The 24,993-nt window shown below is 72.6% G+C and carries 29 protein-coding genes; 11 read left to right on the top strand and 18 right to left on the bottom strand.

Features of this window, described 5'->3' with window-relative positions; genetic code table 11:
* Positions 1–30 precede the first annotated feature (30 nt).
* The 15 genes from DI005_RS10170 to DI005_RS10100 all read right to left on the bottom strand — a co-directional run bounded on the left by DI005_RS10170 (position 31) and on the right by DI005_RS10100 (position 13,456).
* Positions 31–828 carry a DeoR/GlpR family DNA-binding transcription regulator gene (locus tag DI005_RS10170; protein ID WP_112270346.1) on the bottom strand — a complete coding sequence of 266 codons (798 nt, stop codon included), beginning with the start codon at positions 826–828 and terminating at the stop codon, positions 31–33.
* 84 nt (positions 829–912) lie between these two features.
* The gene (locus DI005_RS10165) at positions 913–1,725 is read right to left on the bottom strand and encodes an SMP-30/gluconolactonase/LRE family protein (protein ID WP_113641956.1); all 813 of its coding nucleotides are present in this window, start codon (positions 1,723–1,725) and stop codon (positions 913–915) included.
* The gene (locus DI005_RS10160; protein ID WP_113641966.1) at positions 1,722–2,636 is read right to left on the bottom strand and encodes a sugar kinase; all 915 of its coding nucleotides are present in this window, start codon (positions 2,634–2,636) and stop codon (positions 1,722–1,724) included. Before DI005_RS10160 ends, DI005_RS10165 begins: the two co-directional genes overlap by 4 nt.
* Positions 2,629–3,249: a bifunctional 4-hydroxy-2-oxoglutarate aldolase/2-dehydro-3-deoxy-phosphogluconate aldolase gene (locus DI005_RS10155; RefSeq protein ID WP_113641955.1), complete on the bottom strand. Its 621-nt coding sequence runs from the start codon at positions 3,247–3,249 to the stop codon at positions 2,629–2,631. The genes DI005_RS10160 and DI005_RS10155 overlap by 8 nt, the downstream gene beginning before the upstream one ends.
* A 17-nt stretch (positions 3,250–3,266) precedes the next feature.
* Complete coding sequence (gene dgoD / locus DI005_RS10150) at positions 3,267–4,412, bottom strand: galactonate dehydratase (RefSeq protein ID WP_112270339.1); 1,146 nt, start codon at positions 4,410–4,412, stop codon at positions 3,267–3,269.
* Positions 4,409–5,137: a FadR/GntR family transcriptional regulator gene (locus DI005_RS10145; protein WP_112270337.1), complete on the bottom strand. Its 729-nt coding sequence runs from the start codon at positions 5,135–5,137 to the stop codon at positions 4,409–4,411. Before DI005_RS10145 ends, dgoD begins: the two co-directional genes overlap by 4 nt.
* Before the next feature lie 31 nt (positions 5,138–5,168).
* Positions 5,169–5,918, bottom strand: coding sequence for an SDR family NAD(P)-dependent oxidoreductase (locus DI005_RS10140; protein WP_113641954.1), 750 nt, complete (start codon positions 5,916–5,918; stop codon positions 5,169–5,171).
* Positions 5,906–6,832: a DUF4380 domain-containing protein gene (locus DI005_RS10135; protein ID WP_158559800.1), complete on the bottom strand. Its 927-nt coding sequence runs from the start codon at positions 6,830–6,832 to the stop codon at positions 5,906–5,908. The genes DI005_RS10140 and DI005_RS10135 overlap by 13 nt, the downstream gene beginning before the upstream one ends.
* Positions 6,829–7,941, bottom strand: coding sequence for a zinc-binding dehydrogenase (locus tag DI005_RS10130; RefSeq protein WP_113641952.1), 1,113 nt, complete (start codon positions 7,939–7,941; stop codon positions 6,829–6,831). The genes DI005_RS10135 and DI005_RS10130 overlap by 4 nt, the downstream gene beginning before the upstream one ends.
* A complete protein-coding gene (locus tag DI005_RS10125; RefSeq protein WP_112270329.1) occupies positions 7,941–8,945 on the bottom strand; it encodes an ABC transporter permease in 1,005 nt (334 codons plus the stop codon). Before DI005_RS10125 ends, DI005_RS10130 begins: the two co-directional genes overlap by 1 nt.
* A gap of 22 nt (positions 8,946–8,967) precedes the next feature.
* Positions 8,968–10,479, bottom strand: a complete 1,512-nt coding sequence (locus DI005_RS10120) for a sugar ABC transporter ATP-binding protein (protein WP_112270327.1) — start codon at positions 10,477–10,479, stop codon at positions 8,968–8,970.
* Positions 10,480–10,529: 50 nt separating this feature from the next.
* The gene (locus DI005_RS10115) at positions 10,530–11,522 is read right to left on the bottom strand and encodes a substrate-binding domain-containing protein (RefSeq protein WP_112270325.1); all 993 of its coding nucleotides are present in this window, start codon (positions 11,520–11,522) and stop codon (positions 10,530–10,532) included.
* A 161-nt stretch (positions 11,523–11,683) separates the two neighbouring features.
* Positions 11,684–12,331, bottom strand: coding sequence for a GPP34 family phosphoprotein (locus tag DI005_RS10110; protein ID WP_228713704.1), 648 nt, complete (start codon positions 12,329–12,331; stop codon positions 11,684–11,686).
* Entirely contained in the window at positions 12,321–12,542 is a 222-nt protein-coding gene (locus DI005_RS10105) for a hypothetical protein (protein ID WP_112270321.1), read from the bottom strand. Before DI005_RS10105 ends, DI005_RS10110 begins: the two co-directional genes overlap by 11 nt.
* 5 nt (positions 12,543–12,547) lie before the next feature.
* Entirely contained in the window at positions 12,548–13,456 is a 909-nt protein-coding gene (locus DI005_RS10100; RefSeq protein ID WP_112270319.1) for an SPFH domain-containing protein, read from the bottom strand.
* A 152-nt stretch (positions 13,457–13,608) separates the two neighbouring features.
* Between DI005_RS10100 and DI005_RS10095 the strand changes: the two genes are divergently transcribed.
* The 6 genes from DI005_RS10095 to DI005_RS10070 all read left to right on the top strand — a co-directional run bounded on the left by DI005_RS10095 (position 13,609) and on the right by DI005_RS10070 (position 17,100).
* Positions 13,609–14,106, top strand: a complete 498-nt coding sequence (locus DI005_RS10095; RefSeq protein ID WP_113641951.1) for an RNA polymerase sigma factor — start codon at positions 13,609–13,611, stop codon at positions 14,104–14,106.
* Positions 14,103–14,720, top strand: coding sequence for a methylated-DNA--[protein]-cysteine S-methyltransferase (locus DI005_RS10090; RefSeq protein WP_112270315.1), 618 nt, complete (start codon positions 14,103–14,105; stop codon positions 14,718–14,720). The genes DI005_RS10095 and DI005_RS10090 overlap by 4 nt, the downstream gene beginning before the upstream one ends.
* Complete coding sequence (locus DI005_RS10085) at positions 14,717–15,448, top strand: 2OG-Fe(II) oxygenase (RefSeq protein WP_199542697.1); 732 nt, start codon at positions 14,717–14,719, stop codon at positions 15,446–15,448. Before DI005_RS10090 ends, DI005_RS10085 begins: the two co-directional genes overlap by 4 nt.
* 3 nt (positions 15,449–15,451) lie before the next feature.
* Positions 15,452–15,721: an Ada metal-binding domain-containing protein gene (locus DI005_RS10080; RefSeq protein WP_113641950.1), complete on the top strand. Its 270-nt coding sequence runs from the start codon at positions 15,452–15,454 to the stop codon at positions 15,719–15,721.
* 70 nt (positions 15,722–15,791) lie between these two features.
* A complete protein-coding gene (locus DI005_RS10075) occupies positions 15,792–16,250 on the top strand; it encodes a DUF6653 family protein (RefSeq protein ID WP_113641949.1) in 459 nt (152 codons plus the stop codon).
* 1 nt (position 16,251) lies between these two features.
* Entirely contained in the window at positions 16,252–17,100 is an 849-nt protein-coding gene (locus DI005_RS10070; protein WP_113641948.1) for an alpha/beta fold hydrolase, read from the top strand.
* Here the strand turns inward: DI005_RS10070 and DI005_RS10065 are convergent.
* Positions 17,082–17,870, bottom strand: a complete 789-nt coding sequence (locus tag DI005_RS10065; protein ID WP_113641947.1) for a citryl-CoA lyase — start codon at positions 17,868–17,870, stop codon at positions 17,082–17,084. The genes DI005_RS10070 and DI005_RS10065 overlap by 19 nt on opposite strands.
* On the bottom strand, positions 17,867–19,030 hold the full coding sequence (locus tag DI005_RS10060) for a CaiB/BaiF CoA-transferase family protein (RefSeq protein WP_112270304.1): 1,164 nt from the start codon (positions 19,028–19,030) through the stop codon (positions 17,867–17,869). The genes DI005_RS10065 and DI005_RS10060 overlap by 4 nt, the downstream gene beginning before the upstream one ends.
* Before the next feature lie 129 nt (positions 19,031–19,159).
* Here DI005_RS10060 and DI005_RS10055 point away from each other — a divergent pair, with 129 nt between their 5' ends.
* From DI005_RS10055 to DI005_RS10040, 4 genes are read left to right on the top strand one after another with little or no spacing between them, the layout of a single operon-like run.
* The gene (locus DI005_RS10055) at positions 19,160–20,023 is read left to right on the top strand and encodes a dioxygenase (protein ID WP_112270302.1); all 864 of its coding nucleotides are present in this window, start codon (positions 19,160–19,162) and stop codon (positions 20,021–20,023) included.
* Positions 20,020–20,535: a DoxX family protein gene (locus tag DI005_RS10050; protein WP_112270300.1), complete on the top strand. Its 516-nt coding sequence runs from the start codon at positions 20,020–20,022 to the stop codon at positions 20,533–20,535. The genes DI005_RS10055 and DI005_RS10050 overlap by 4 nt, the downstream gene beginning before the upstream one ends.
* Positions 20,536–20,540: 5 nt before the next feature.
* The gene (locus tag DI005_RS10045) at positions 20,541–22,025 is read left to right on the top strand and encodes an amidohydrolase family protein (RefSeq protein WP_112270298.1); all 1,485 of its coding nucleotides are present in this window, start codon (positions 20,541–20,543) and stop codon (positions 22,023–22,025) included.
* A gap of 41 nt (positions 22,026–22,066) precedes the next feature.
* Positions 22,067–22,876, top strand: coding sequence for an IclR family transcriptional regulator C-terminal domain-containing protein (locus tag DI005_RS10040; protein ID WP_112270296.1), 810 nt, complete (start codon positions 22,067–22,069; stop codon positions 22,874–22,876).
* Between the two features lie 14 nt (positions 22,877–22,890).
* Here DI005_RS10040 and DI005_RS10035 read toward each other — a convergent pair whose 3' ends face one another.
* Complete coding sequence (locus DI005_RS10035) at positions 22,891–23,820, bottom strand: AEC family transporter (RefSeq protein WP_113641946.1); 930 nt, start codon at positions 23,818–23,820, stop codon at positions 22,891–22,893.
* Positions 23,821–24,067: 247 nt separating this feature from the next.
* Here DI005_RS10035 and DI005_RS10030 point away from each other — a divergent pair, with 247 nt between their 5' ends.
* The gene (locus DI005_RS10030) at positions 24,068–24,928 is read left to right on the top strand and encodes a PaaX family transcriptional regulator C-terminal domain-containing protein (protein ID WP_233520072.1); all 861 of its coding nucleotides are present in this window, start codon (positions 24,068–24,070) and stop codon (positions 24,926–24,928) included.
* Positions 24,929–24,993 lie beyond the last annotated feature (65 nt).

Raw genomic sequence — 24,993 nt, 5'->3', positions numbered from 1 at the left:
CGCAGTGAAGGTGGCCTTCACTGCGGTCGGCTACACCGGTGAGCCGTTGGTGCTCTCGGCGTCCACCACGATCAGCTCGCCGACGCGCTCGCGCAGCGCCGCGCGGTCCTCTTCGGGCAGCCCCGAGTCGGTGACGAGGACGTCGGCCGCCTCGATGCCGGCGATGGTGCTGATGCCCAGCACGCCGAACTTCGTGTGGTCGGCGAGCACCACGAACCGCCGGGACGCCTCGACGAACGCGCGGTCGGTCTCCGCCTCGACCAGGTTCGGCGTGGTGAAGCCGCTGCGCAGGTCCATCCCGTGCACGCCGAGGAACATCAGGTCGAGGTTCACCGAGCGGATCGCCGCCACCGCGAACGGTCCGACGAGCGCCTCCGAGGGTGTGCGGATGCCTCCGGTGAGCACCACGGTCTGGTCGGGCCTCGGCTGGCCGGAGAACAGGTCCGCCACCTGCACCGAGTTGGTCACCACGGTGATGTCGGGGACGTCGCGCAGCAGCCGCGCGAACGTCCACGTCGTCGTGCCGCCCGAGAGTCCGAGCGCCATCCCGGGTTCGACGAGCCGCAGCGCCGCGGTGGCGATCGCCTCCTTCTCGGCGTTCTGCCGGTTCGACTTCGCCGCGAAGCCGGGCTCCTCGGTGCTGCGCCCACCGGGCAGCACCGCGCCACCGTGCACCTTGCGCAGCTGCCCTTCCTGCGCGAGGACCTCGAGATCGCGACGGATGGTCATGTCGGAGACGCCGAGGTTGGCCACCAGCGCGCTGACTCGCACGGCACCGCTACGCCGGACTTCCTCGAGGATCCGCGTTCGCCGTTGGCTCGCCAGCATGACGGTGTGGTCCCTCCGCTCGGTTCACCCGACAGGATCCCACAGTCCCACCCCGGCATCGAGTGTCCGGAGTTGTTGGATCGATCAGCCGTCGAGCGGGATCGACAGCACGGCGCCGTCGAACTCGCCGGGCTCGTCGAGGCCGACCGTCGCCGATGTCACGACGAGCCGCTCCCCCACCACGCACACGCTCGTCGGCTGCCGCGCGGGCACGTCGACGACCCGGTCCAGCGAGCCCCCTGGCGAGTACCGGTGAACCCGGCCCGCGCCCCAGATCGCCGACCACACGAAACCCTCGGCATCCACCGTCATGCCGTCCGGGCTGCCCTGTGCGACGGTGGCGAACTCGGTTCGCTCGCCCAGCGCGCCGGTGCCGGGATCGACGGCGAACCGGTGGATGACCCCGCGTGCGCTGTCGGCGAGGTACATCGTGGTGCCGTCGGCGTCGAACGCCGGGCCGTTGGGCACGGTGAGGTCGCCGAGCACGCGGGTTACCGTCCCATCCGGATCGGCGCGGTACAGCGACCCGGCGCCGGGCGTGTTGTCGTAGGCCATGGACCCGGCCCAGAAGCGGCCGCGCGGATCGGTCACGCCGTCGTTCATCCGCATCGGCGTGGCCGCACCGTCTTCGGGCCGGGAGAGCCACTGCTCGACGCCGGTGTCGCCGAGCACGGCGATTCCGGTTCCCGCCGCGGCGATCCAGCCTCCGCCTTGCCGTGGTGCCACGGCGCCGAGCGGCACGTCCAGCCGGAGCAGCACGCGGGGTTCGCCGTCGGCTGGCAGCTCCAGCAGCCGTCCGGTGAGGATGTCGACCATGAGCATCCGGTCGCCGACCTGGCGCAGCCCCTCGCCGAGGCCGAAGCGTTCCCCCGGCCACGCCGTCCAGTTTCCGCTCATCGCAGCGCCGCTCCTTCCCCGAGTGCCACGAGATCCAGCTCCGCCCGCGTGGGCAGGCCCTCCCAGTCACCGGCCGTGGCGACCGCGAACGCGCCCGTCCGGTTGCCCCTGGCCAGCCGCCCGGGCACGTCGAGGCCATCGAGCAGCGCGGACAGGTATCCGGCGGTGAAGGCGTCGCCCGCGCCGACCGAGTCGACCACCGGCACGCGGTGGCCCGGCGCGCGCTGCTCACCGTCGGCCGTGGTCACCGCGGCACCGTCGGCGCCCAGTTTGGTCACCACCTCGCGCACACCTGCCGCCAGCAATGCGTCCACGCCGCCCACGAGTTCCAGTTCGTCGGCCGAACCGATCACCACGTCGGCCCGCCGCGCGATCGGGGTAAGCGCCGGTGCCGCATCCGCCGCGGACCACAGGCGGGCGCGGTGGTTGACGTCGAACGACACGGTCGCTGCCAGCTCGCGGGCGCGCGCGACAGCCCGCTCGACGGCGTCGCGGGGCCCGTCGCCGAGCGCGGGGGTGATGCCGGTGAGGTGCACCAGGCGAACGTCACCGCCGAGCGCGACGTCCGCCGCGCTGAGCCGCGAACCCGCCGACCCGGCGCGGTGGTACTGCACCCGTGTGACGTCCGGTAGCCGTTGCTCGAACAGGACCAGTCCGGTCGGCGCCTCGTCGTCTCGTTCCACTGTGGACACGTCGACGCCCTCGGCGCGCAGCGTCCGCAGCACCAGCGCCCCCGGTTCGTCGGCCCCCACTCGGCCGAGCCAGCGCACCGGGTGCCCGAGCCGGGACAGCCCGATCGCGACGTTGGATTCCGCACCGGCGATCGACGAGCGGAACGACGTGCCGAGCCGCACCATTCCCTCGGCCCGCAGCGACATCATCGTCTCGCCGAGGGTCACCACCTCAGCCACGGGCGGCCGCCACGAACCGGGCGGCGCGCTCGCGCAGCGCGTCGAGGTCACCGCCGTGCGGGGCGTCACCGCCGAGCGGACTGCCGACGCCGACCGCGAGCGCGCCCGCGTTCAGGTACTCGCGCACGTCGGCGAGGCCGACCCCGCCCACGGGCACCAGGCCGAGCCCGGGGAACGGGTCGCCGAGCGCCTTGACGTAGCCGGGGCCGAGGCTGCCCGCGGGGAACAGCTTCACCGCCGCGGCACCGGCCCGGTGCGCGGCGAGCACCTCGGTGGGTGTCATCGCACCTGCCAGCACCGGCATTCCCAGCTCCAGCGCCGCGTCGACGCCCTCGCCGAGCGCTGGGGTCACGGCGAAGGTCGCGCCCGCGTCCCGGGTCTTCGTGGCGTCCTCGGCGGTGAGCACCGTACCCGCCCCGATGTGGGCTCCTCCGCCGAGTTTCGAGCAGATCCTGGTGAGCACGCCGACGGCGTCGGCGGAGGTGAGCGACACCTCCAGCAGCCGGACGCCGGACTCCACCAGCACCTCGGCCGTGCGCTCGCACGCCGCCGGGTCGCTGCCGCGGACGATCGCCATCAGCCGGTGGCGGGCCAGGAGTTCGCTGAAGTCCATGGGTCTCTCCTCTCGCGTCACCATTCGGCGAACGATCCGTCGTCGTGCCGCCACACCGGCGGCCTCCACCGGTGCCCGCGCGCGTCGGCGGCGCGGACGGCGTCCTCGTCGATGTCCACGCCGAGGCCGGGCGCCTCCCAGCGGCGGATGACGCCCTCGGGGAAGCCGAACGGCGCACGGTCGAGCACGTAGTCGAGCAGCTCGGCGTCGGTGTTGTAGTGGATGCCGATGCTCTGTTCCTGGATCAGGAAGTTCGGCGTCGCGAACGCCACCTGCAGGCTCGCGGCGAGCGCGATCGGCCCGAGTGGACAGTGTGGTGCGAGGAGTGCGTCGAAGGTCTCGGCGAGCGACGCGATCCGGCGCACCTCCGAGATGCCGCCCGCGTGCGAGAGGTCCGGCTGCGCGACGGCGATCCCGGCCTGCAGCGCCGGCAGGAAGTCGGTGCGCGAGTACAGCCGCTCGCCGCACGCGATGGGCACGTTGGAGGCGGCCACGACGTCACCGAGCCGGTGCGTGTACTCCGGCAGCACCGGCTCCTCCACGAACAACGGGTGCAGCGGCGCGAGCTCGGGGATCACCCTGCGCGCGGCGGCGACGCCGAAGCGGCCGTGGAAGTCCACGGCCACGTCGCGGGAGTCGCCGAGGACCTCGCGCACGGCCGCCAGCCGCGCCACCACACCGTCGACCTCGTTCCGGTTGGGCATGCGGCCGACGCGGCCGGAGGCGTTCATCTTCACGGCGGTCAGCCCGGTCTCGACCTGCCGGGCCGCGGCCTCGGCGACCGCCGAGGGCTCGTCGCCGCCGATCCAGCCGTAGACGCGCACCTGGTCGCGCACGGCGCCGCCGAGCAGCTGGTGCACGGGCACGCTGAGCACCTTGCCGAGGATGTCCCACAGCGCCTGGTCCAGCCCGGCGACCGCGCTGGAAAGGACCGGCCCGCCCCGGTAGAAGGCGGCCTTGGTCATCAGCTGCCACAGGTCTTCGACGCGCCGGGGGTCCTGTCCAACGAGGAGGTCGGCCAGCTCGTCGACGGCGGCGCGGACGGTCTCGGCCCTGCCCTCCACCACGGGCTCGCCCCACCCGACGATGCCCTCGTCGGTCGCCACGCGGCAGAACAGCCACCTCGGCGGCACCAGGAACGTCTCTACGGAGGTGATCTTCACTCGCTGACTGTCTCTTTCTCTTCGGCGTCGCCGCTGTCGCCGAGAACGCCCGCGGCGTCCTGGGCTGCCTTTTCCAGCAACGAGGTCATCGCCGCCGCCGCGGCGGCGGGGTCCTGCCCGCGCACCGCTTCAACCACGACGGCGTGACTCGGCACGGGGTCGTCGGCGCTGCTCTCGTGCACCAGCGCGTCACGCAGGCGCAGCGCGGGTTCGATGAACACGTCCATCCTGGCGAGCATCTCGTTGTGGGTCGCGCGCAGCATCGCGCGGTGCCACCGCAGGTCGGCCGCCACCTCCGCCGCGGCGCCCACCGCGCTCCGCATCTCCTCGATCGCGGCGTCCAGCTCGGCGAGGTCGTGCTCGTCGCGCCGCAGCGCCGCCATCGACGCGACGGCCGGTTCCACCACGGCACGCACCTCGGCCAGGTCACGCAGCACGGCGGCGGTGTCGCCGGCCTCGCTGCGCCAGCGGATCACGTCGCTGTCGAGCAGGTTCCAGTGCTCGCGGTCGCGCACGTAGGTGCCGCGCTTCTGCCTCGCCTCCACGAGTCCCTTGGCGGCGAGTACCTTCATCGCCTCCCGCAGCGCGGTCATGCTCACGTCCAGGTCGCGGCCGAGCGCGGCGAGGTCGATCACGTCTCCCCTGCCGAGCTCGCCCGACACGATGCGCGCGCCGAGCGCGGCGACCACCTGCCCGTGCACCCCGCGGCCGCTGTAGCCGCTCATGTGGCGCTCCTCCCCATCTGCTCTACCCCCGTCACGACGAGGTCTTGTACACGCTCCAGCCGCCGTCCACGGTCAGCGCGGCGCCGGTGATGAACGAGGCGTCGTCACTGGCCAGAAAGGCGATGGCGGCCGCGACCTCGGCCGGTTTCCCCAACCTTTTCACGGCGGTCTGCTCGGCGGACAGGCGCCGGTCGGCCTCACCGATGCCGTCCCACGCCGCCGTGAGCACCGGCCCCGGCAGCACCGAGTTGACCCGCAGTACCGTGCCGTACTCCACGGCGAGCTGACGGGCGAGCCCGGTGAGGCCCGCTTTGCTCGCGGCGTAGGCCGGTCGTCCGGGCAGGCCCACGAGCGCGTGCACCGACGACGTGAGCACCACGGACCCGCCGCGGTTGAGGGACAGGTCGGGAAGGCACGCGGTGAAGCCCAGGAACGTGCCCGTGAGGTTCACCGACAGCTGCCGTTCCCACGACGCGACGCTCGTCTCGTGCGCGGGGGACACGTCGACGGTGTAGGCATTGCTAACCAGGACGTCCACCTGGCCGAGTTCCGCGTGGCACCGGTCGAGGGCGTGTGCCCACGCCGACTCGGAGGTGACGTCGCCGGGCACGCCGATCGCGGTGCCGCCCGCATCGGTGATCCGCGCGATCGTGGCCTCGGGGTCGGTGAGGTCCAGCACCGCGACGGCGGCGCCGTCGGCGGCGAGCCGTTCCGCGGTGGCGGCGCCGATCCCTTGCGCGCCACCGGTGATCACGGCGACCTTGCCGCTCAGGTCGGGCATGTGCGCACCTCCACGTCGATCGTCAGCGTCGTCTCCTCGCCCGAGCGCAGCGTGGTGAGCGGGCCCAGCACCTCGCACTCGACGATGCGGGCGGGCGGGTCCAGGTCGCCCAGCTCCGCCAGCGGCTCGGGCAGCGGGTGTTCCAGCCACACCTCCACGCGGGAGCCCTGGTCTGGGTACTCGGCGGCCTCGTCGACGGTGAACCTCTGCGTGAGGGTGGTGCCGTCGGCGGTGTGGGCAAGCCAGCCGGTCGCGGCGGGGAAGCCGAGCTTGCCCACCACGTCCTGGTGCGGCACGAACGTCGCGTCGCCGCGCCGCTCCCACTCCGGGTAGCCGGTGCCGGCGAGCAACCGTGTCACGCGCTCGGGGCCGCCGACGTATGTGCCGCCCTCGCCGTCGGCGGCGAGCTGCGTGACGTTCCACAGTGCCCAGCGCACGTCTCGCTCGGAGGTGTTGCGGGCCGAGAGGGTGAGCCGGTAGGTGTTCTCGCCGTGCCGCAGCTCGAAGCGGCGCCGCAGGCGCAGACCGGTTCTCGGCTCGTCGCCGCTGGTGAGCGTCACTACCGCGGTGCCGTCGTTCTCCTCGGTGGTGACGGTGTAGGGGCCGGAGTCGAGCACCGGGTCGGGCGGGCCGGCCCACTGGTCGGCGCGGTCCCAGCCCTGCGGCGCCGGCCAGGTCTTGTCGCCACCGTAGTTGACCCAGTCGCCGAGGCCGCCCGACACCGGCCGGTGCACGTGCCCGTCCCGGAAGCGCAGCCCGTCGGTGAGCAGCTCGGCGTTTCTCCACAACAGTTCCCGTCCGTCCTCACCGGACAGTGACAGCAGCCGGCCGCCGAGCGCGGGCACGATGCCGAGGCGCAGCGCTCCGTTGGAGAGCCACACCACGCCGGGGGTGCCGTCCTGCCACTCGATCACCGGCCCGGTCCCTCCGAGGGGAGCAACACGACCTTGCCCTTGCTGGCCCCGGCAGCGAGCCGGTATGCCTCGTCGGCCTGCGCGAGCGGGAACCGGTCGCTGACGACGTGCTCCGGACGCAGGCCCCAGCGGGCGAGGTTCACGGCCAGCTCGGCCATCGCGGGCAGCGAGGTCACCCACGACGCGTGGAGCGTCAGCTGCTTGTGCAGCAGGGCATCCGACACCTCGCTCTCCAGGGTGCCGCCCTCGCCGACGAGCGACACGCGGCCCCATTCGGCGGCGCCGGCGATGGCCGTGGACCGGCCGGCGCGCGAGCCGGAGCAATCGATGGCGGTCAGCGCGCCCGCCGCGCCGAGCGCGTCGGCGACGAGCCGGGCGGTGGCCTCGGCGTCCGGCTCGGGGGCGAGCGTCGCGTCGAACACCCCGAGCCCGCCGGCCCACTCCCGGCGCTGCGGGGACACCTCGACGCCGACGACGCGCCGGGCTCCCATGCCCTTGCCGATCATGCCCGCGGCCAATCCCACGGGGCCGAGCCCCACGACGAGCAGATCGCCGTCGCCGTTGACGCCGATGCGGCGCAGGCCCTCGTAGGCGGTGCCGAAGCCGCACGCGATCAGCGCGCCATCCACATAGGACAGCCCATCGGGCAGCGGCACGCAGGTGGACTCCTCGGCGAGCAGGTAGTGCGCGTGCCCGCCGTCGCGCTGCCAGCCGTAGGACTCGCGCTCGGGTGAGCCGCAGCTGATGAAGTAGCCGCGGCGGCAGTTGTCACACAGCCCGCACCCGGCGATGTGGTAGACGATCACGCGGTCGCCCGGGCCGAAGCGGCGGCAGCCGGGGCCGGTGGCGACGATCCGGCCAGCTGGCTCGTGCCCGGCCACCACGCCGCGGTAGGCGGGGCCGTCCACGCCGCGGTGTCCCTTGTGCTCGTGGTAGATGTAGCCGATGTCGGAGCCGCAGATGCCCGACGCGCCGACCTCGATCAGCACCTGTCCCGGCCCCGGCTCCGGCACGGCCAGCTCACGCAGGACCGCGGTGGAGTCGCCGGGCAGGTACACGCCGGTCATCACGTCGGCGGTCACCGGCGTCCCCTCGCTCGTCATGCTCATCAGGTCTCCCTCGTCGCGCGGGCCCGCTTGGTGATGATCACGTTCACGAGCACGGCGGCCACGATGATCACACCGCGCACCACGTTCTGCAGGAACGAGTTCACCCCGAGCAGCACGAGCCCGTTGCCGATCACGGTGATGAAGCCGACGCCGAGCAGCGTGCCCAGCATCGTGCCGCGCCCGCCCGCGAGCGCGGTGCCGCCGATCACCACGGCGGCGATCACGTCGAACTCGAGGCCGGACGCCGCCCCGCCGTTGCCGGAGCCGAGCCGCGCGGCGAGCAGCACACCGGTGATGGCCGAGAGCAGGCCGGTGGTGGCGAACAGCAGCACCCGCACCCGGGAGAGGTTGATGCCGGCCATGCGCGCGGCCGGGGCGTTGCCGCCGACCGCGTAGACGGAGCGGCCGTAGCCGGTGTAGCGGGCGACGTAGGCGAAGACGAAGAACAGCACCACCATGACGATCGCGGGCGTGGGGATGCCGAGGATCGAGCCGCCGAGGACGTCCATGAGGCCGCTCTCGGGCAGCACCACGGGAAGCGCGTCGGTGAGGTAGAGGCCGAGGCCGCCGAGCGCGCTCCAGATGCCGAGCGTGGCGATGAACGACGGCACGTCGAAGCGGGCACGCAGCCAGCCGGCGAGCCCGCCCCACGCGGCGCCCGCGGCGAGGGTGAGCAGGACGGCCAGTGGGATGCCGAGGCCCCATTCGGCGGCGCCCTTGGCGACGAGCACCGAGGAGAACGCGACGGCCGGGCCGATGCTGATGTCGATCTCGCCCGCGATGATCACGAGGGTGACGCCCCATGCGGCGATGCCGACGGTGGCGGCGTCGCGCAGCATGCCGAGCTGGTTGTCGAGGCTCAGAAAGCCCGCCGCCGTGCTGCCGAGGACGATGTAGAGCACGACGATCGCGGCGATCAGGCCGATCTCGTTGAGCGAACGGCCCGCGAAGGGCCCGCCCACGCGGCCGCGGCGCTGCTGCGGCGTGGTCTGGGTAGCTGTCATGGTCGTTCCTTGTGTCGAGGGGTCAGGCCGCCATCGCGGCGGAGAGCACGGAATCGGTGGTCAGCTCGCGCCCGGTCAGCTCCGCGGCGACCCGTCCGTCCCGCAGGGTCAGCACCCGGTCGCACACGAGGGGCAGCTCCTCCAGCTCGCCGGAGACGAACACGATCGCGGCGCCGGCCTCGGCGAGTTCCCGCACGAGGCGGTAGATCTCGGCCTTGGCGTGGACGTCGACGCCCCGCGTCGGCTCGTCGAGCAGCAGGATGCGGCTGCCGGCGTGGAGCCAGCGGCCGATCACGGCCTTCTGCTGGTTGCCGCCGCTGAGGTTCACGATGGGGGTGCGCGCCGACGCGGTGGCGATCGACAGCCGTCCGATGAGCCGCTCGGCGGCCCTGCGCACCAGGCCGGGCCGCACGGTGGGCCCGGAGCTGACGGCGGCGAACTTGGACAGCACGAGGTTCTCGTCCACGCCGAGCAGGGGGACGACGCCCTCGTCCTTGCGGTCCTCAGGGGTCATCCCGACACCGAGACGTTTCATCACCGCGGCGGTGGGGTGGGCGATCGTGGTGCCCTCGACGCTGATCGTGCCGCTTCGCGCGGGATCGAACCCGGCGAGCGCGCGCAGCACCTCGGTGCGCCCGGAGCCCATGAGCCCGCCGATGCCGAGCACCTCGCCGGCGTAGAGGTCGAACGACACGTCGAGCACCTTCGGCGGCACTGCCAGGCCGCGCACCGACAGCAGAGGCGTGCCGTCGCGGTCGACGTCGCGCTCGGGCGGGCGCTCGGCGGCCTTCGCGGTGTCGCCGAGCATGAGCGAGACGATGGTGGCGGTGTCGGCGTCGCCGACGTCGACCGTGTCGACGATCCGCCCGTCGCGCATGACGGTGGCGCTGTGGGCGATGCGGCGGATCTCCTCGAGCCGGTGGCTGACGTAGAGCACGGCCACCCCGGCGGAGGCGATGCGGGTGACGGTCTCCAGCACCACGTCCACCTCGGCGGCCGCCAGGGCGCTCGTGGGCTCGTCGAGGATGAGCAGCCGCGGCTGTTCCCGCACGGCGCGGCAGATCTCCACCAGCTGCCTGCTCGCGAGTGACAGCGAGCCGACGGGCGCGGCGGGATCGATGTCGAGGCCGAGCCGGGCGAAGACCTCGGCGGCGCCCGATCGCATCGCGGCGTAGTCGACGGCGCCGCCCTTGCGCGGCCAGCGGCCGAGGTAGAGGTTCTCGGCGACGCTGAGTTCGGACACCAGGCTCAGCTCCTGGTGCACCGTGTTGATGCCCAGGTCGGCGGCGCGGCGCACCCCGCCGTCACCGAGGTTCTCCCCCGCCACGGCGACCGTTCCGGTGTCGGGACGCTCCACTCCGGACAGAACGCGGATGAGCGTGGACTTCCCGGCGCCGTTGCGGCCGAGCAGCGCGCGGATCTCCCCGGCGCGGATGGAAAGGTGGGCGTCGGTGAGCGCTCGCACGCCCGGGTAGTGCTTGGTGACGCCGTCGACCACGATCACGGTCGAGCCGCTGGCGACATCGGCAGCCACTGCATCTCCTTCACTGGTTCGGTTCCGGTCCTCCACCTGCGCGGGGTCGGTCACGGCACACCGTCCGGGTGCGCACGCAGCCAGGCGGAGCCGTCCTCGGGGGTGGCGTAGAGGTCGATCGGAGCGGGGACCACGGTGTAGTCGGCGAGCTCGCCCGTTCGGACCTGGTCGGCCGAGCGGGCCGCGAGCTTCCCGACGGCGATGCCGGAGATGTCGACGACGCCCTTGAGCACGTCCTCGGCGGCGAGCGCCTGTGCGGCCTCGGTGGACATGTCACTGCCGAACACGACGGTCTGGCCGACCTTGCCGCGGGCCTGCACGGCGCGGACGGCGCCCATGGTCGCGCCGCCCGCCTCGCCGTAGAAGGCGTCCAGGTCAGGGTTGGCGGTGAGGATGCGCTCGGCGACGTCCACGGCCTCGTCGATCGTCGCGCCCTCCTGGTTGGCGACGATCTTCGCGCCGGGCAGCTTGGCGTGCAGAGCCTGCTCGAAGCCGTGCCGCCGCTCGATGCAGACCTCCACGAACTCGCAGTTGACCACGGCGATCTTCGGCTGGCGGTTGCCGACCGAGAGGAAGTACTCGGCCGCCCGCTCCCCCAGCAGGCTGCCGAAGCGCACCGGGTCGCCGAGCACGTACGCGGAAACGTACTGCCGGGCGCTCTCCTCGGCGATGCACGTGTTGTAACAGATCACCGGGATACCGCTCTCGTGCGCGAGCTCGATGGCGGGCACCGAGGCCGTCGCCGAGGCCGGCGAGAGGATCAGCGCGTCGACCTTCGCGGCGCTGACCTGGTCGATGAAGGTGCTCTCCTTGGAGGCGTCGCCCTGCGCGTTGAGCTGGAGCAGCTGCGGCGAGCGGCCGAGCGCCTCCGCCTCCTGCTGCATGCCGACACGAACCCCGGCGTAGAAGCCCTGCGCGTCCATGTAGACGACGCCGAACCGGCCGTTCTCGCCGACCTTGCCGCCGCAGGCGGCCACCATGCCGAGCAGCACGACCGCCACCAGCGCCAGGCCGGCCCGGCCACGACGCGCCGTTGCGCCCATCTGGTTCTCCTCGATCCTCGCGGTTCGGCCGTCCCAGAGCGGGGGCCGTGCCGACAGTCTTGCTCGCGAAGGACCGCGAAGTCAACATTAATTAATAATTAATTTCGTGGCGGCGTGAGCTGCTCGGCCCCGAGGAGCGCGCCGAGTTCGGCGCCGGGTCCTCAGCCGCTGGAGGCAGCGGCGGCGTTCTGCGCCGAGACGGCCTTGTGCAGCGCCGTCACCACCGGCTCCACCGGCGCGCCGAGCTGACCGAGTCTGGCTTTGTGCCGCTTGCGGTCCTTTCCGGAGAGCACGAGCCTCAGCTGCCCCGCCGAGGCGAGCGCGGCGAGCACGCCGATCTCCGGGCTCACACGCGACGCGGGCTGGCTGCCGCGCACCGCCCTGCCCACCTGCTCGCTCAGGCGCTTCGCGACCAACGGCTGGCGCAGGGTCAGCCGCACGGTGGGGAACAGGCCGAGGACGCGGTGCGGCTCCGCCTTCAGCACGTGAGCCCGCACCAGTTCCTCGCGGGCGAGCTCCACCGTCCGCGCGCGGTCCTTGGCGACCCAGCGCCGCCACGTGCGCGGCGGGTCCTGCTCGATCTGGTCCCACACATACCGCAGCACCGAGTCCTCGGGACCCGGCGGGGCGCTCACCGGATGCGCCTTGCCGCCATCATCGCTCAAGTGCCCCCGCAACATCAGCTCCGCGAGCGCTGCCGCCCGCATGAGGTGACCCAGCTGTCCCGTGCCGGTGAGCCGCTGCTTTCGCCGGTCGAACGCGAGCAGCAACGCCTTGGCAGGCAGGGTCGACCGCACCTCAGTCATCATCACCGTCTCCCTCCGTTGTGGACTTTCGCGGCCGCCCCGGCGACCTGATCTTGCCGACCCCGCTTGGCAGCCTTCCGGCGTCCGCGAGCGCCTTGCGCAGGAGGAACTCGATCTGCGCGTTGGTGCTCCGCAACTCGTCGCCCGCCCAGCGCGCGAGCGCGTCGTGTACCACGGGATCGAGCCGCAGCAGGAGCTTCTTGCGTTCCGCCACGGTGGCTACTGGTAGAGCGTCCCGGAGTTGACGACCGGCTGGGCGTCCCGGTCGCCCACGAGCACGACGAGCAGGTTGCTCACCATGGCCGCCTTGCGTTCCTCGTCCAGCTCGACCACCTCGTGCGCCGCGAGCTTCTCCAGCGCCATCTCCACCATTCCGACGGCGCCCTCCACGATCCGCTGCCGCGCCGCCACGACCGCGCCCGCCTGCTGGCGGCGCAGCATGGCCTGCGCGATCTCCGGCGCGTATGCCAGGTGCGTGATGCGCGACTCGATCACCTGCACACCCGCCGACGCCACGCGTGCGCCGATCTCCTCCGACAGCTTCTCCGTGATCTCCTCGGCGTTGTCTCGCAGCGAAAAGCCCTGCCCGTCGTGGATGTCGTACGGGTAGGCGTTGGCGATGTGCCGCACGGCGGTCTCGGTCTGGATCGCGACGAACTCGACGAAGTCGTCCACTTCGAACAGTGCCTGCGCGGTGTCCTTGACCTGCCACACCACCACCGCGGCGATCTCGATCGGGTTGCCGTCGGCGTCGTTGACCTTGGCGACATCGGTCTCGTGGTTGCGGATCCTCGTCGACACGCGACGCCGCACGGTGATGGGGTTGACCCACTGCAGCCCGTCCACCCGCACGGTGCCGGTGTAGCGGCCGAGCAGCTGCACCACCCTCGCCTCGCCGGGCGCGACCGGCGTGAGCCCGCCGAGCAGCACCGCGCCCGCCACGGCCAGCACCGCCCCGAGCACCACCAGCAGCACGATCCCCTGCACGGCGCCCACGACGACGAGCGCGCCGCCGCCCAGCACGAGCAGCGTGCCCACCCCCAGCATCGCGAAGCCGGGCAACGCCCGCGCCTGCCGCTCCCGCGTCCTCGGCGCCGGCATCTCCACGGCCGTCTCGGTGATCGTCATCGCAGCTACCCCTTTCCCCTGTGGACCCCCGTCCGGGCGCCCCGTCCCGCACTATCATAGTGATATCACATTTCTCACCTGCGCGGGAGGGCCACAATGAGGGCCTGCACGCCGGGATCTCACGTTCCGGCCCGCCGCGGCGTCTACGGGAGGTGAGAGTGAGACCTTTCGAGCGGATCGTCGACGAGTACGGGCCGGTGGTGCTGCGGGTGTGCCGGGCGGTGCTCGGTCCGGCCGAAGCCGAGGACGCGTGGTCGGAGACGTTCCTCGCCGCCCTGCGCGCCTATCCCGACCTGCCCGAGGGCGCCAACGTCGAGGCCTGGCTCGTCACGATCGCCCACCGCAAAGCCCTCGACGTCACCCGCGCCCGGTCGCGGCGGGCCGTGCCGGTCGGCGAGGTGCCGGACCGGCCGAGCGCCTTCGGCCTGCCGCAGGACTGGGACGGCGACCTGTGGGCCGCGCTGGCCCGGCTACCCGACCGGCAGCGGATGGCCGTCGCCTATCACTACCTCGCGGGCCTGCCCTACCGCGACATCGCCGAGATCATCGGCGGCACCACCGACGCCGCGCGCAGGGCCGCGGCCGACGGCATCCGGACCCTGCGCGCCACCTACCGCCCCACCTCGAGTGTGGAAGGAGCGAGACCATGACCACCGGACACGACAGCGCCCCGGACCTCTTCGGCGCGCTCGCCCGTACCGACGACGCGGCACTCGGCCGCCTGCGTGAGCGGCTCGCCGCCGCCGCGGAGCGTGACGGCCTGCTCGACATCGCCTACCGCACCATCGACTCCCCCGTCGGCACCCTGCTGCTCGCCGCGACCGACGCCGGCCTGTTGCGTGTCGCCTACGACCGCGAGGACCACGACGCCGTGCTGGCGAAGCTGGCCGACGTCGTCAGCCCCCGCGTCCTGCGCGCGGCCCCCCGGCTCGATCCCGTGGCGCGCCAGTTGGAGGAGTACTTCAGCCGCACCCGCCGGACGTTCGACGTACCGCTGGACTTCCGCCTGGCCAAGGGGTTCCGCCGCGCCGTGCTCACCCACCTTCCCGACATCGGCTACGGCCACACCGCCAGCTACGCGCAGATCGCCGCCGCCGCGGGCAGCCCAAGGGCGGTCAGGGCCGTGGGCACCGCGTGCGCCACCAACCCCCTGCCCGTGGTGGTGCCCTGCCACCGCGTGGTGCGTTCGGACGGTTCGTCCGGCGGTTACGTCGGCGGCGAGCAGGCCAAACTGACCCTGCTGAACCTGGAGGCCGCGGCATGAACACCCGATCCACTGTGGACCGTTTCGCGAAGCGCGTCGCCGCCGCCGACTGGGCCGCGGTGGCCGAGGAGGTCGACGAGTACGGCTGCGCGCTGCTGCCCCGGCTGCTCACGGCCGCCGAATGCGCCGGGATCGTGGCGCTGTGGGACGAGCCGGAGCGGTTCCGCGCGACCGTGAACCTGCGCAGGCACCGCTTCGGCGACCACGGCGACTACCGCTACTTCGCCGAGCCGTTCCCCGATCCGGTGCGCAGGCTGCGCGAGGAGCTCTACCCACGGCTGCTGCCCATCGCGAGGGCATGGGCCGCGCGGCTCGGCAGGGACGCCGAATGGCCGGACTCGCTCGCCGCGTGGCTCGGGATGTGCCACGCGGCGGGGCAGACCCGGCCGACGCCGATCCTCCTGCGCTACGAGCAGGGCGGCTGGAACGCGCTGCACCGCGACCTCTACGGCGACAAGGTGTTCCCGCTGCAGGTCGTGGTGAACCTCAACGACCCGGGCACCGACCACACGGGCGGCGAGTTCCTGCTCGTCGAGCAGCGCCCCCGGGCGCAGTCGCGCGGCACAGCGACGTTGATCCCCCAGGGGCACGGCCTGGTCTTCACCACCAGGGACCGCCCGGTGCGCTCGGCCCGCGGCTGGTCCGCCTCCCCGGTGCGGCACGGGGTTTCCGCGGTCCGCTCGGGCCGCAGGCACACCCTCGGCCTCGTCTTCCACGACGCGACCTGAACCATGCCCACCTACACGCTGATCGGCACCGACGGGGTGCCGTACGAGAGCGAGGCGCCGGGTCGGCTCGGCGGCCACCGGGCGAGCCGGATCTACGGCCGCCTCGACTGCCCCTCCGCGCTGCGCGCGATCGCCGGTGGCGGCTACGCGGCGCAGCGGGTGTTCTTCGCCGACGAGGTCACCGCCATCAGCGCGGCCTACCGGCCGTGCGCGGTCTGCCTGCCGCAGGGCTACCGGACGTGGCGCGACTCCGCTGACGCCACACGGGAGTAAGGTGATCTCCGGTGTGCCGGGAAGTCTGGTCGGCGTGAGTGAGCGACCGGCCCCGGGATGGAGCACAGCCATGGACACCACCCCCTCGACCACACTGGCAAGGCTTCGCCGTGCCGTGTTCGCCCGGCACGCCAATCCGTGGAGCGCCTGGACACGCTGGGCGACCGCCCCGTTGGTGCTCGTGCCCGTATGGACGCGGAACTGGCGGCACGCGGCGCTCGTGGGCTCCTGGATGGCGCTCAACCCGGTGGTCTTCCCGCCACCGGCCGACGAGCGCGCCTGGGCGACTCGCGCGATCCTCGGTGAGGAGCTGTGGCTCGTCGACCGCCCACGGGACGTGGCGCTGGGGGTCAACGCCGGGGCCGCGATCGCCGGGACCGTCGCGGTGGTCGCCGCCCGCGGGCGTCGGCTCGCACCCGCGGCCACGGCCACGGCGGCACAGCTGGCTCTGCTGCTCGTGTACTGGGAACTGATGGCCCGCTACCTGGACCGGCAGCGGCGCATCTCCCAGCCCGGAGAGCGTGCCTGACGTGACCTCGATCTACCGGACACCGGCAGGCCGGGAGGCCGTCGCCGCGTGGTGCCACGAGCGGTTCGACCGGTGGGCGGTCGCCCACGAACGCGAGACGACCGTCGCGCACGGAACCCCCACGCACGTGGTCGCCGCCGGCCGGGGTGAGCACACCGTGCTGCTCGTGCCGGGCACCAACTTCGGCGCGGCCGCCTACCTCCCACTGGCCACCGCGCTGGCCGCACATTGCCGCGTGGTCGTGGCCGACCTGCCCGGCCAGCCCGGCCTCAGCAGCGGCGAGCGGATTCCACGCGCCGGCAGGCTGGACTGGTACGGACGCTGGCTGACCGCGCTGATCGAAAAGACCGCACGCGGCCCGGTGACCGTCCTGGGCCACTCGCTCGGCGCCGCGATCGCGCTCGCCGCCGACTCACCGCTGGTCCGGAACCAGGTGCTGGTGTCGCCAGGCGGGCTCACCCGGCTGCGGATCACCCCCGCCATCCTCGCGGCTTCCACGAACTGGGTGCTCCGGCGCACGCCCACCGCCAGCGCGCGCCTCCTCCGGCTGATGCACGGGCCCGCGCATGCGCCACGTCCTGAGCTCGTGGAGTGGATGACACTCGTGGCCCGCCACGTCCGCTCCACCGCCGACCCGGGAGAGGCCGCGGTCGCCGGTCGCGAGGTGCCGCGCGCCGTGGTGGTGGGCGAGTCCGACGTGTTCCTGCCCAGCCGGAAGCTCGCTCCCGCCGTGCGCAGGACGCTGGGCGTGGAGCTCCAGGTCCTCCCCTCGGCCGGCCACCTCGTCGTCGAGGAAAACCCGGAGCGCCTCGCCGAACTCGTCACCGGCGCTCAGGAATCGGGAACGTAGCGGGCGTTGCGGTCGACCGTGAGGTAGACGTCGCCCGCGACGGGGCGGCGCAGCTCCTCAGCCAGGTGCCCGAGCAGGCCGGCGGTGCGGGCGAGCAGCGCGACACCACGCAGCAGCTCGACCGGAAAGCCCAGATCCGCCAGCGCCGCGCCGCAGACCCCCGCGCCGTTGAGCGGCAGCGGTTTGCCGAGCACGTCCGGAGCCGCCCTGCCGATCGCCTCGAACAGGGCGAGATGCGGGCCGTGGGTGCCCTCCTCGCGCGCGACGCGCACGAGCACCGGCGTGCGCGGATCCTGCCGCTTGTGCACCGGGTGACCGAGCCCCGGCACGAGCCGCTTCTCCGCCTTCCGCTCGGCCAGCGCCGTCCGGGCGAGGGCGTCGAACTCCGCCGCCGTCGCCGGTGGCCGCTCTGCGGAGGCGAGTACCTCGGCCAGGAACCGGCCGGTGTCCTCGGTGACGCCGAGGAACCGCGAGCCGCCGCCGAGCAGGCCGGCCGCGAGCGCGCCCTGGATCGACTCCGGCGCCGAGTACAGGGTCAGCCGGGCGGCGATGGCCGTGGGCGTGAACCCGTGGTCGGCGAGCGCCACGAGCACGGTCTCGAACACCCGCACCTCGCCCGCACCCGGCCGTCGCCCGCTCGCCAGCCAGAAGGCCAGCTCACCGAAGCCGGTCTTGCCCATCAGGTCACCGGCGAGGTCGTGGCCGAGCAGGCTGATCGTGTCGGCGTCGGACGTGCCGATCGACGTGGGATAGCCGCGTTCGGCGGTCATCGGGACTCCTCATCGGTGAGCCACGCACGGATCTCGGCGCCGTGCTCGTCCAGGGCGGGTGGGGGCAGCACGTGCCTGCTCGCGCTGGCGCTGAGCCCGATCGGGCTGCGGATCACCGGAACCGCGCGCTCGCCCTCGCCGACCTCGACGACGGGGTCGAGGCCCAGCTCGCGGGCCAGCGCCACGCCGCCGTCGACGTGGTTGATCGGTCCACACGGGACACCCGCGGCGGAGAGCTCCTTGAACCATTCGTCGGCGCCGCGTTCACGCAGCTTCGCCACGAGCAGCGGCCGCAGCGCCTCCCGGTTGGCCGTGCGGGACTCGTTGGTGGCGAACCGTTCGTCCCCGGGCAGCTCCGGCAGCCCGAGCACCCCGCAGAGCCTGCGGAACTGGCCGTTGTTGCCGGCGATCACGATCAGCTCGCGGTCGGCGCACGGCAGCGGCTCGTACGGGAACAGGCTCGGGTGCGCGTTGCCCATGCGGTGTGGCACGACCCCGCCCGCGACGTACGCCGACGTGTGGTTCACGAGCCCGGACAGCGCCGAGGACAGCAGGTTCACCTCCACGTGCTGTCCTGCGCCCGTAGCGTGGCGGTGGTTGAGCGCGGCCAGGATGCCGATGGCCGCGTGCATGCCGGTCATCACGTCGAACACCGAGATCCCGGCGCGGTACGGCGGTCCGTCCGGGTCACCGGTGAGGCTCATCAGTCCCGACGCCGCCTGCACCAGCAGGTCGTAGCCGGGCAGCGCCGCGCCGCCCGCGGTACCGAAGCCGCTGATGGAGGCGTAGACGACGCGGGGGTTGTCCCGGCTGACCGTCTCGTAGTCGAGCCCGAATCGGCGCAGGCCGTCCGGCTTGAAGTTCTCGATCAGCACGTCGGCGCGGGCGGCGAGCCTGCGCGCGAGCTCACGGTCGCCGTCGTCGGCCAGGTCCAGTGCGATCGAGCGCTTGTTGCGGTTGATGCCCAGGTAGTAGGTCGAGACGCCCTCGCGGTCCGGCGGCACCCACGTGCGCGTGTCGTCGCCCGAGGGGGCCTCGACCTTGATCACCTCGGCGCCGAGGTCACCCAGCAGCATCGTCGCGTAGGGCCCGGCGAGTATCCGGGAGAAATCGGCGACCAGCAGCCCGTCCAGGGCTCCTGGCACGTAAGTGTCCGCCATGCGGACTAGTGTTCGCTAGGACTTCAACTCCTGTCAAACCTTGCCCCGCGGGCACCACGCGGACAAGAATGTCCGCACCACGGACCATCGTCCGCAGCAGCCGTCACCGTCGCCGGATCGAGGAGAGCGATGGCTTTCGTCAACGAGGACAACATCACCGACCTCGCACAGCAGCGCTGGAACACCGCCGGCTCGCCCCGGCTCGCCGAGCTGATGACCGCGCTCGTGCGGCACCTGCACGACTTCGCCAGGGAGGTCCGGCTCACCGAGTCCGAATGGGCGGCCGCCATCGAATGGCTCACCGCCACCGGAAAGCTCAGCGACGACAAACGGCAGGAGTTCATCCTCGCCTCCGACGTGCTCGGGCTGAGCATGCTCGTCGTCCAGCTCAACAACCGCTTCTCCGAAAAGGCCACACCCGCGACCGTGCTGGGCCCCTTCCACATCGAGGACTCCCCGCCCGCCGAGTTCGGCGACGACATGGCCGACGGCCTGCCCGGCACGCCGCTGTTCATCACCGGCACGGTCACCGGCACCGACGGCAACCCGGTGCCAGGCGCGGTGCTCGACGTCTGGCAGGCCGACGCCGAGGGCTACTACGAGGCCCAGCTCGCCGACGTCGACGAGGCGAGGCTCCGCGCGAAGTACCGCGCCCGCGCCGACGGCACGTACTGCGTGCGCACCATCGCCCCGCGCGGCTACTCGATCCCCATGGACGGGCCCGTCGGCGACCTCATCCGCCGGACGGGCATCAGCCACTTCCGGCCCGCCCACGTCCATTTCCTGCTCGACGAGCCCGGCTACGCCACGCTCATCACGCACCTGTTCCAGGAAGGCGCCGAGTACCTGGACACCGACGTCGTGTTCGGCACCAAGGACGCGCTCGTCGTCCCGTTCACCGAGCACGAGGCAGGCCCCTCGCCCGACGGCGGCACCATCGACCGGCCCTACCTCCACGCCCGGTTCGACTTCGTACTCGAGCGCCTGCCATGAACCTCGCCCTGCTCCTGCTGCGGATCCTGCTGGCCGGGCTGCTGTTCGGGCACAGCACGCAGAAGCTCCTCGGCTGGTTCGGCGGCGCCGGGCAGCAGGGCACCGCCGTCATCTTCGAGCAGTGGGGGTTCGTGCCGGGACGACGGCTCGTGGTCCTCGCCGGGCTCACCGAGCTCTTCGGCGCGGGCTCGATCGCCACCGGGCTACTCACGCCCGGCGGCTGCGCGCTGGTGATCGGCACGATGACCGTCGCCGCCGTCGCCACCGCGCCCAACGGATTCTGGGCGGTGAAGGGCGGCTGCGAGGTGCCCTTCTGCTACGGCGCGCTCGCCGCCGTGCTCGCCTTCAGCGGCCCCGGCACTTGGTCGCTCGACCACGCGCTCGGACTCGACTCGCTCTCCGGCCACTGGTGGGGCGTCGCCGCGGTGGCGGCGGGCGTGGCCGCCGCGGCCGTACCGCTCGCACTGCGGGCCCGCGTCCTGCGGACCCGAGGTCCACTCACACCGAGGTGAACGACATGACCAGCACCCCACCACCACCCGGCGAGCTGTCCTCCGGCCGTCCGATCCTCTTCCGCAACGCGACCGTGCTGACCATGGACCCCGCACTCGGCGTCCTCGACGGCGGCGACGTGCTGGTCAGGGGTCAACGCATCGAGCAGGTCGGACCCGGCCTTGCCGCCCCGGACGACGCCGTGGTGGTCGACTCCACCGGAGGCATCCTGCTGCCCGGCATGATCGACACCCACCGGCACATGTGGCAGACCGCCCTGCGCGGCTTCGGCGCCGACTGGACGCTCACCCAGTACTTCGTCTTCTACTACCTCAACTGGGGCAGGATCTTCCGGCCCGAGGACATCTACGCGGGCAACCTCACCTCCGCCATCGAATCGCTCGACGCCGGCGTCACCACCACCGTCGACTGGTCACACGGCCTGCAGACCCCCGAGCACGGCGACGCCGCGGTGGAGGCGCTGCGCGCCGTGCCCGGCCGGTTCGTCCTCGCCTACGGCAACCTGCTGGGCGCACCCTGGGAATGGGCGAACTCGCCCGAGTTCCGCGCGTTCGTCCACCGCCACTTCAGCTCCCCCGGCGACCTGCTGCGCCTGCAGCTCGCCTTCGACGTCACGGGCGAGGCCACGTTCCCCGAGAAGGGCGCGTTCGAGGCGGCCCGCGAGCTGAACGTGCCCGTCACCACCCACGCCGGGGTGTGGGGCGCCACGGGCGACGACAGCATCCGGCTCATGTGGGACCACGGCTTCATGACGCCCGACGTCACCTACGTCCACGCGTGCAGCCTCAGCGAGGACTCCTACCAGCGCATCGCCGCCACCGGCGGCTCGGTGTCACTCGCCACCGAGAGCGAGCAGAGCGCGGGACAGGGGTACCCGCCGAGCTGGCGGCTGCGCCGGTACGGCATCCCCGTGTCGCTCTCCATGGACACGAGCGTGTGGTGGAGCGCCGACCTCTTCTCCGCCATGCGCGCGACCCTGTCGGCCGACCGCTCCCGCGAACACCTCGAAGCACAGGCCCAGCAGGAAACCGTGGTGCACAACAGCCTGCGCGCCGAGCACGTCGTCGAGTGGGCGACGATGGGCGGCGCGAGGGCGCTCGGCCTCGACGCCGAGCTCGGCTCACTCACGCCCGGCAAGAAGGCCGACCTCGTGCTGGTCAAGAACGACCGCTCCCCCGCCATGTTCCCGATCGTCAACCCCTACGGCCACGTCGTGTTCCAGGCCGGCCGCGGCGACGTGCACACCGTGCTCGTCGATGGCAGGGCGGTGAAGTACCACCACGAGCTGATCGGCTGCGACCTCGCGAAGGCCCGCAGCGCCGTCACCGCGACCGTGGAGTACGCGCGCGGGCGCATCGGCGACGACTGGCAGGGCTGCATGTCACCGGAGATCCCGGAGACCGAGGCGATCGCCAACCCCTACACCTACACCGACTACCAGGGCGCGGGCGTCGCGGTGCGCCGGGGCGATCCGCCGCAGGCCGGTTAGAGTCACAGGCGCACCACGTTCTCCGCGGGAAGGGACAGCACATGCGCCGGGACGCCGGCCCGGACTTCATCGAGGCACTTGCCCGCGGCCTCGACGTGCTCAGGGGATTCCAGCCGGGCAGGCCGCACATGACCCTGAGCGAGGTCGCCACCAACGCGGGCCTCGCGAGGCCGACGGCCCGGCGGATCCTGATCACGCTGCAGGAGCTCGGCTACGTCCACAGTGGCCCGGCCGGGTTCTCGCTCACCCCCCGCGTGCTGGAGCTCGGCATGGCCTACATCGGCTCCCGCAACGTGTGGGAGCTGGCCGAGCCGCACCTGCGCTCGCTCGTGAACCGCACCGGCGAGTCCTGCTCGATCGCGCAGCTCGACGGCTCCGACATCGTGTACGTCGCGCGGGTGGCGGTGCCGAAACTCGTGACGCTCGCCGTCACCATCGGCACCCGCTTCCCCGCCGTGCAGACCTCGCTGGGCAAGGTGCTGCTCGCCGCGCTCGACCCGGCCGAACTGGACGAGCTGCTCGCGACGCCGAGCCGCTCCGGCATCGAGCCACGGTGGAAGCCCGACCGGTCCGAGCTGGACGCCGTGCTGCGCGACACGCGGGCCAAGGGCTGGGCGGTGACCGACCAGGACCTCGCCCTCGGCATCCGCTCGGTCGCCGCGCCCGTCCGCGACGGCAGCGGGCACACCGTCGCGGCGGTCAACGTCAACGCACACGCCGCCGAGACCTCCGTCGAGCACCTCGTCGACCACCACCTGCCGATCCTGCTGAGCACCGCGAGCGCGATCAGCGCCGACTGGGCGGCCTTCGCCGACCGTCCGATCGCGACGGTCAACCGTCCGGCGAGCTGACCGAAGCCTCGGCCTCACGCCAGCAGGGCGACCGTCACGAACATCACCGGCATGCTCACCAGCGTGGTGAGCAGCACGGCATCCCGCCCGAGCGTCACGCCCTGGTCGAACCGGACGGCGTAGCCGAAGACGTTCTGCGCCGCGGGCAGCGCCGCGCACACCACCACGGCGAGCAGCGCCTCCCCCTCGAGCCCGAGCACCAGGCCCAGCCCGGCGGCCAGCAGCGGATGCACCACGTTCTTGATCAGCACCACCGACAGCAGCAGCGGCATCGTCTCGTTGCGGCGCAACGGCCACGCGGCCGAGCGGAGCGAGATGCCGAACGCGAGCAGCATCCCCGGCACCGCCAGATCGGCCAGCAGCTCGACCGGCGCCATGACGGGGTCGGGCGGAACCAGGCCCGTCGCGGACACCACGAGCCCGGCCGCCGTGGCGACGGCGAGCGGGTTGCGCAGCGGCGCGGTCACCGTGCGCAGGATCGGCGGACGGGTGCCGTCCGCGCGCTCGGACAGCACGTCGAGCACAGTCGTGAACAGCGGCGTCAGCACGGCGAGCTGGAACAGCAGCACGGGCGCCACCTCGGCGGCGTCGCCGAACACGTAGGTGGCGATCGGCAGGCCGAGATTGCCCGCATTCACGTACCCGCTGGCCATGGAGCCGACGGTGATCTCACCGGGCGGCCTGCGCCGCAACAGCCCCACCGGCACGAACAGGGCGCACGCGAGGGTGCTCGTCACCGCCGTGACCACGAGGTCCTCGGAGAAGACGGCCCCGACGTCGGCGTGGGCCAGCGTGGTGAACAACAGCGCGGGGCTCGCCACGAAGAAGGCGGTACGGGAGAGCACCTGTGTGGCGTGCGGGCCGAGCAGACCGGCGCGGCCCACGAAGTAGCCGACCAGCACGACGACCCCGATGACCAGGAAACCCTGGGCCACCCCGTTCACTGTGCAGTCACGTCACCCAACCGTAGGGCTGTGACGGAGATCAACCGGGATCGGGTGCCCGGCGATGTAGCCGACGCCCGGTCCTTCACACCGCCGGCGTGCGTGGGCCGCGCGATCACCGAGTTCACCGTCACACCGTGCCGGTCTCGGCGAGTGCGGGCAGGCGGCTGCCCGGCCTGCGCTCCGCGCGCGGCGCTCGAGCACGCGGTCCGCGCGCGGTCCGGCCCTGGCGGCTACGCTCGGCCGGGTGAGGGCCAGGTCCATCGGTGAGCGCGTGCCGCCGGGTCACCCGGTGCGGCCGCAGTCGCTGATGCTGAGCTTCCTCGGGCTCTACCTGCTCGGCCACGGCACCGCCGTCTACTCGGGCAGCGTCATCGACGTCTTCGCCAGGGTCGGGGTGTCCGAAGAGGCCGTCCGCTCCACGCTGAGCCGGATGGCGCGGCGTGGGCTGCTCACCCGAACCCGCGAGGGCCGAAAGGTCTACTTCGGACTCACCCGGCACGCGACCGATGTGCTCGAGGACGGGTTTCGCCGGGTCTGGGACGCGGGTGCGGTCAACCGCGACTGGGACGGTACCTGGACCCTCGTGGGTTTCTCGCTGCCCGACGGGCGCTGGCGCGACCGCCACGACCTGCGGTCCCAGCTCGGGTGGGCGGGGTTCGGCATGCTGCAGCACGGCCTGTGGATCGCCCCTGGCGTCAAGGACGCCGCCGCGATCGCCGAACGGCTCGGCCTGACCGAGCACGTCACCGTCTTCACCGCGCAGCACGCGAAGCCGACGGAATCGGCCGACCTCGTACACCGGGCGTTCGACACCGACGAGATCGCCGCTGGATACCACGCCTTCCTGGCCCGGTGGGACGTTCCCGAGCCACTGCCGGACGCACCCGACGACCTCGCGCGTCAGCTCCTGCTGCACACGGACTGGCTCCAGCTGGTGCGCCGGGACCCGCACCTGCCCGCCGAGCACCTCGACCGGGACTGGCCCGCCATCAGGGCCGAGTCGCTCTTCCGCAGGCTCGACGCCCGTTTCCGGGAGCCCGCGGCCCGCCTCGCGGCGGAGGTCATGGACGTGCTCGACGTCCGGTCAGGTGGAACACCCGGCTGAGCCGCCGGCACCGATCACGCCGGCTGGCCCGAACGTGATCGGTCACGCCCGTGCTGTTCGGCATC

Source organism: Prauserella sp. PE36, from assembly GCF_003311655.1.
GTDB classification, from domain to species: Bacteria; Actinomycetota; Actinomycetes; order Mycobacteriales; family Pseudonocardiaceae; genus Prauserella_A; species Prauserella_A endophytica.
The sequence above is the reverse complement of the archived record's forward strand: the minus strand, read 5'-3'. Positions and strand labels throughout refer to the sequence as shown.

Excerpts from the sequence above, each read along its gene's own strand:
- DI005_RS10170 (WP_112270346.1), bottom strand. The coding sequence starts at position 828 with ATGCTGGCGAGCCAACGGCGAACGCGGATCCTCGAGGAAGTCCGGCGT.
- DI005_RS10165 (WP_113641956.1), bottom strand. The coding sequence starts at position 1,725 with ATGAGCGGAAACTGGACGGCGTGGCCGGGGGAACGCTTCGGCCTCGGC.
- DI005_RS10155 (WP_113641955.1), bottom strand. The coding sequence starts at position 3,249 with ATGGACTTCAGCGAACTCCTGGCCCGCCACCGGCTGATGGCGATCGTC.
- DI005_RS10145 (WP_112270337.1), bottom strand. The coding sequence starts at position 5,137 with ATGAGCGGCTACAGCGGCCGCGGGGTGCACGGGCAGGTGGTCGCCGCG.
- DI005_RS10140 (WP_113641954.1), bottom strand. The coding sequence starts at position 5,918 with ATGCCCGACCTGAGCGGCAAGGTCGCCGTGATCACCGGTGGCGCGCAA.
- DI005_RS10130 (WP_113641952.1), bottom strand. The coding sequence starts at position 7,941 with ATGAGCATGACGAGCGAGGGGACGCCGGTGACCGCCGACGTGATGACC.
- DI005_RS10125 (WP_112270329.1), bottom strand. The coding sequence starts at position 8,945 with ATGACAGCTACCCAGACCACGCCGCAGCAGCGCCGCGGCCGCGTGGGC.
- DI005_RS10115 (WP_112270325.1), bottom strand. The coding sequence starts at position 11,522 with ATGGGCGCAACGGCGCGTCGTGGCCGGGCCGGCCTGGCGCTGGTGGCG.
- DI005_RS10110 (WP_228713704.1), bottom strand. The coding sequence starts at position 12,331 with ATGATGACTGAGGTGCGGTCGACCCTGCCTGCCAAGGCGTTGCTGCTC.
- DI005_RS10100 (WP_112270319.1), bottom strand. The coding sequence starts at position 13,456 with ATGACGATCACCGAGACGGCCGTGGAGATGCCGGCGCCGAGGACGCGG.
- DI005_RS10090 (WP_112270315.1), top strand. The coding sequence starts at position 14,103 with ATGACCACCGGACACGACAGCGCCCCGGACCTCTTCGGCGCGCTCGCC.
- DI005_RS10085 (WP_199542697.1), top strand. The coding sequence starts at position 14,717 with ATGAACACCCGATCCACTGTGGACCGTTTCGCGAAGCGCGTCGCCGCC.
- DI005_RS10080 (WP_113641950.1), top strand. The coding sequence starts at position 15,452 with ATGCCCACCTACACGCTGATCGGCACCGACGGGGTGCCGTACGAGAGC.
- DI005_RS10075 (WP_113641949.1), top strand. The coding sequence starts at position 15,792 with ATGGACACCACCCCCTCGACCACACTGGCAAGGCTTCGCCGTGCCGTG.
- DI005_RS10065 (WP_113641947.1), bottom strand. The coding sequence starts at position 17,870 with ATGACCGCCGAACGCGGCTATCCCACGTCGATCGGCACGTCCGACGCC.
- DI005_RS10060 (WP_112270304.1), bottom strand. The coding sequence starts at position 19,030 with ATGGCGGACACTTACGTGCCAGGAGCCCTGGACGGGCTGCTGGTCGCC.
- DI005_RS10055 (WP_112270302.1), top strand. The coding sequence starts at position 19,160 with ATGGCTTTCGTCAACGAGGACAACATCACCGACCTCGCACAGCAGCGC.
- DI005_RS10050 (WP_112270300.1), top strand. The coding sequence starts at position 20,020 with ATGAACCTCGCCCTGCTCCTGCTGCGGATCCTGCTGGCCGGGCTGCTG.
- DI005_RS10045 (WP_112270298.1), top strand. The coding sequence starts at position 20,541 with ATGACCAGCACCCCACCACCACCCGGCGAGCTGTCCTCCGGCCGTCCG.
- DI005_RS10040 (WP_112270296.1), top strand. The coding sequence starts at position 22,067 with ATGCGCCGGGACGCCGGCCCGGACTTCATCGAGGCACTTGCCCGCGGC.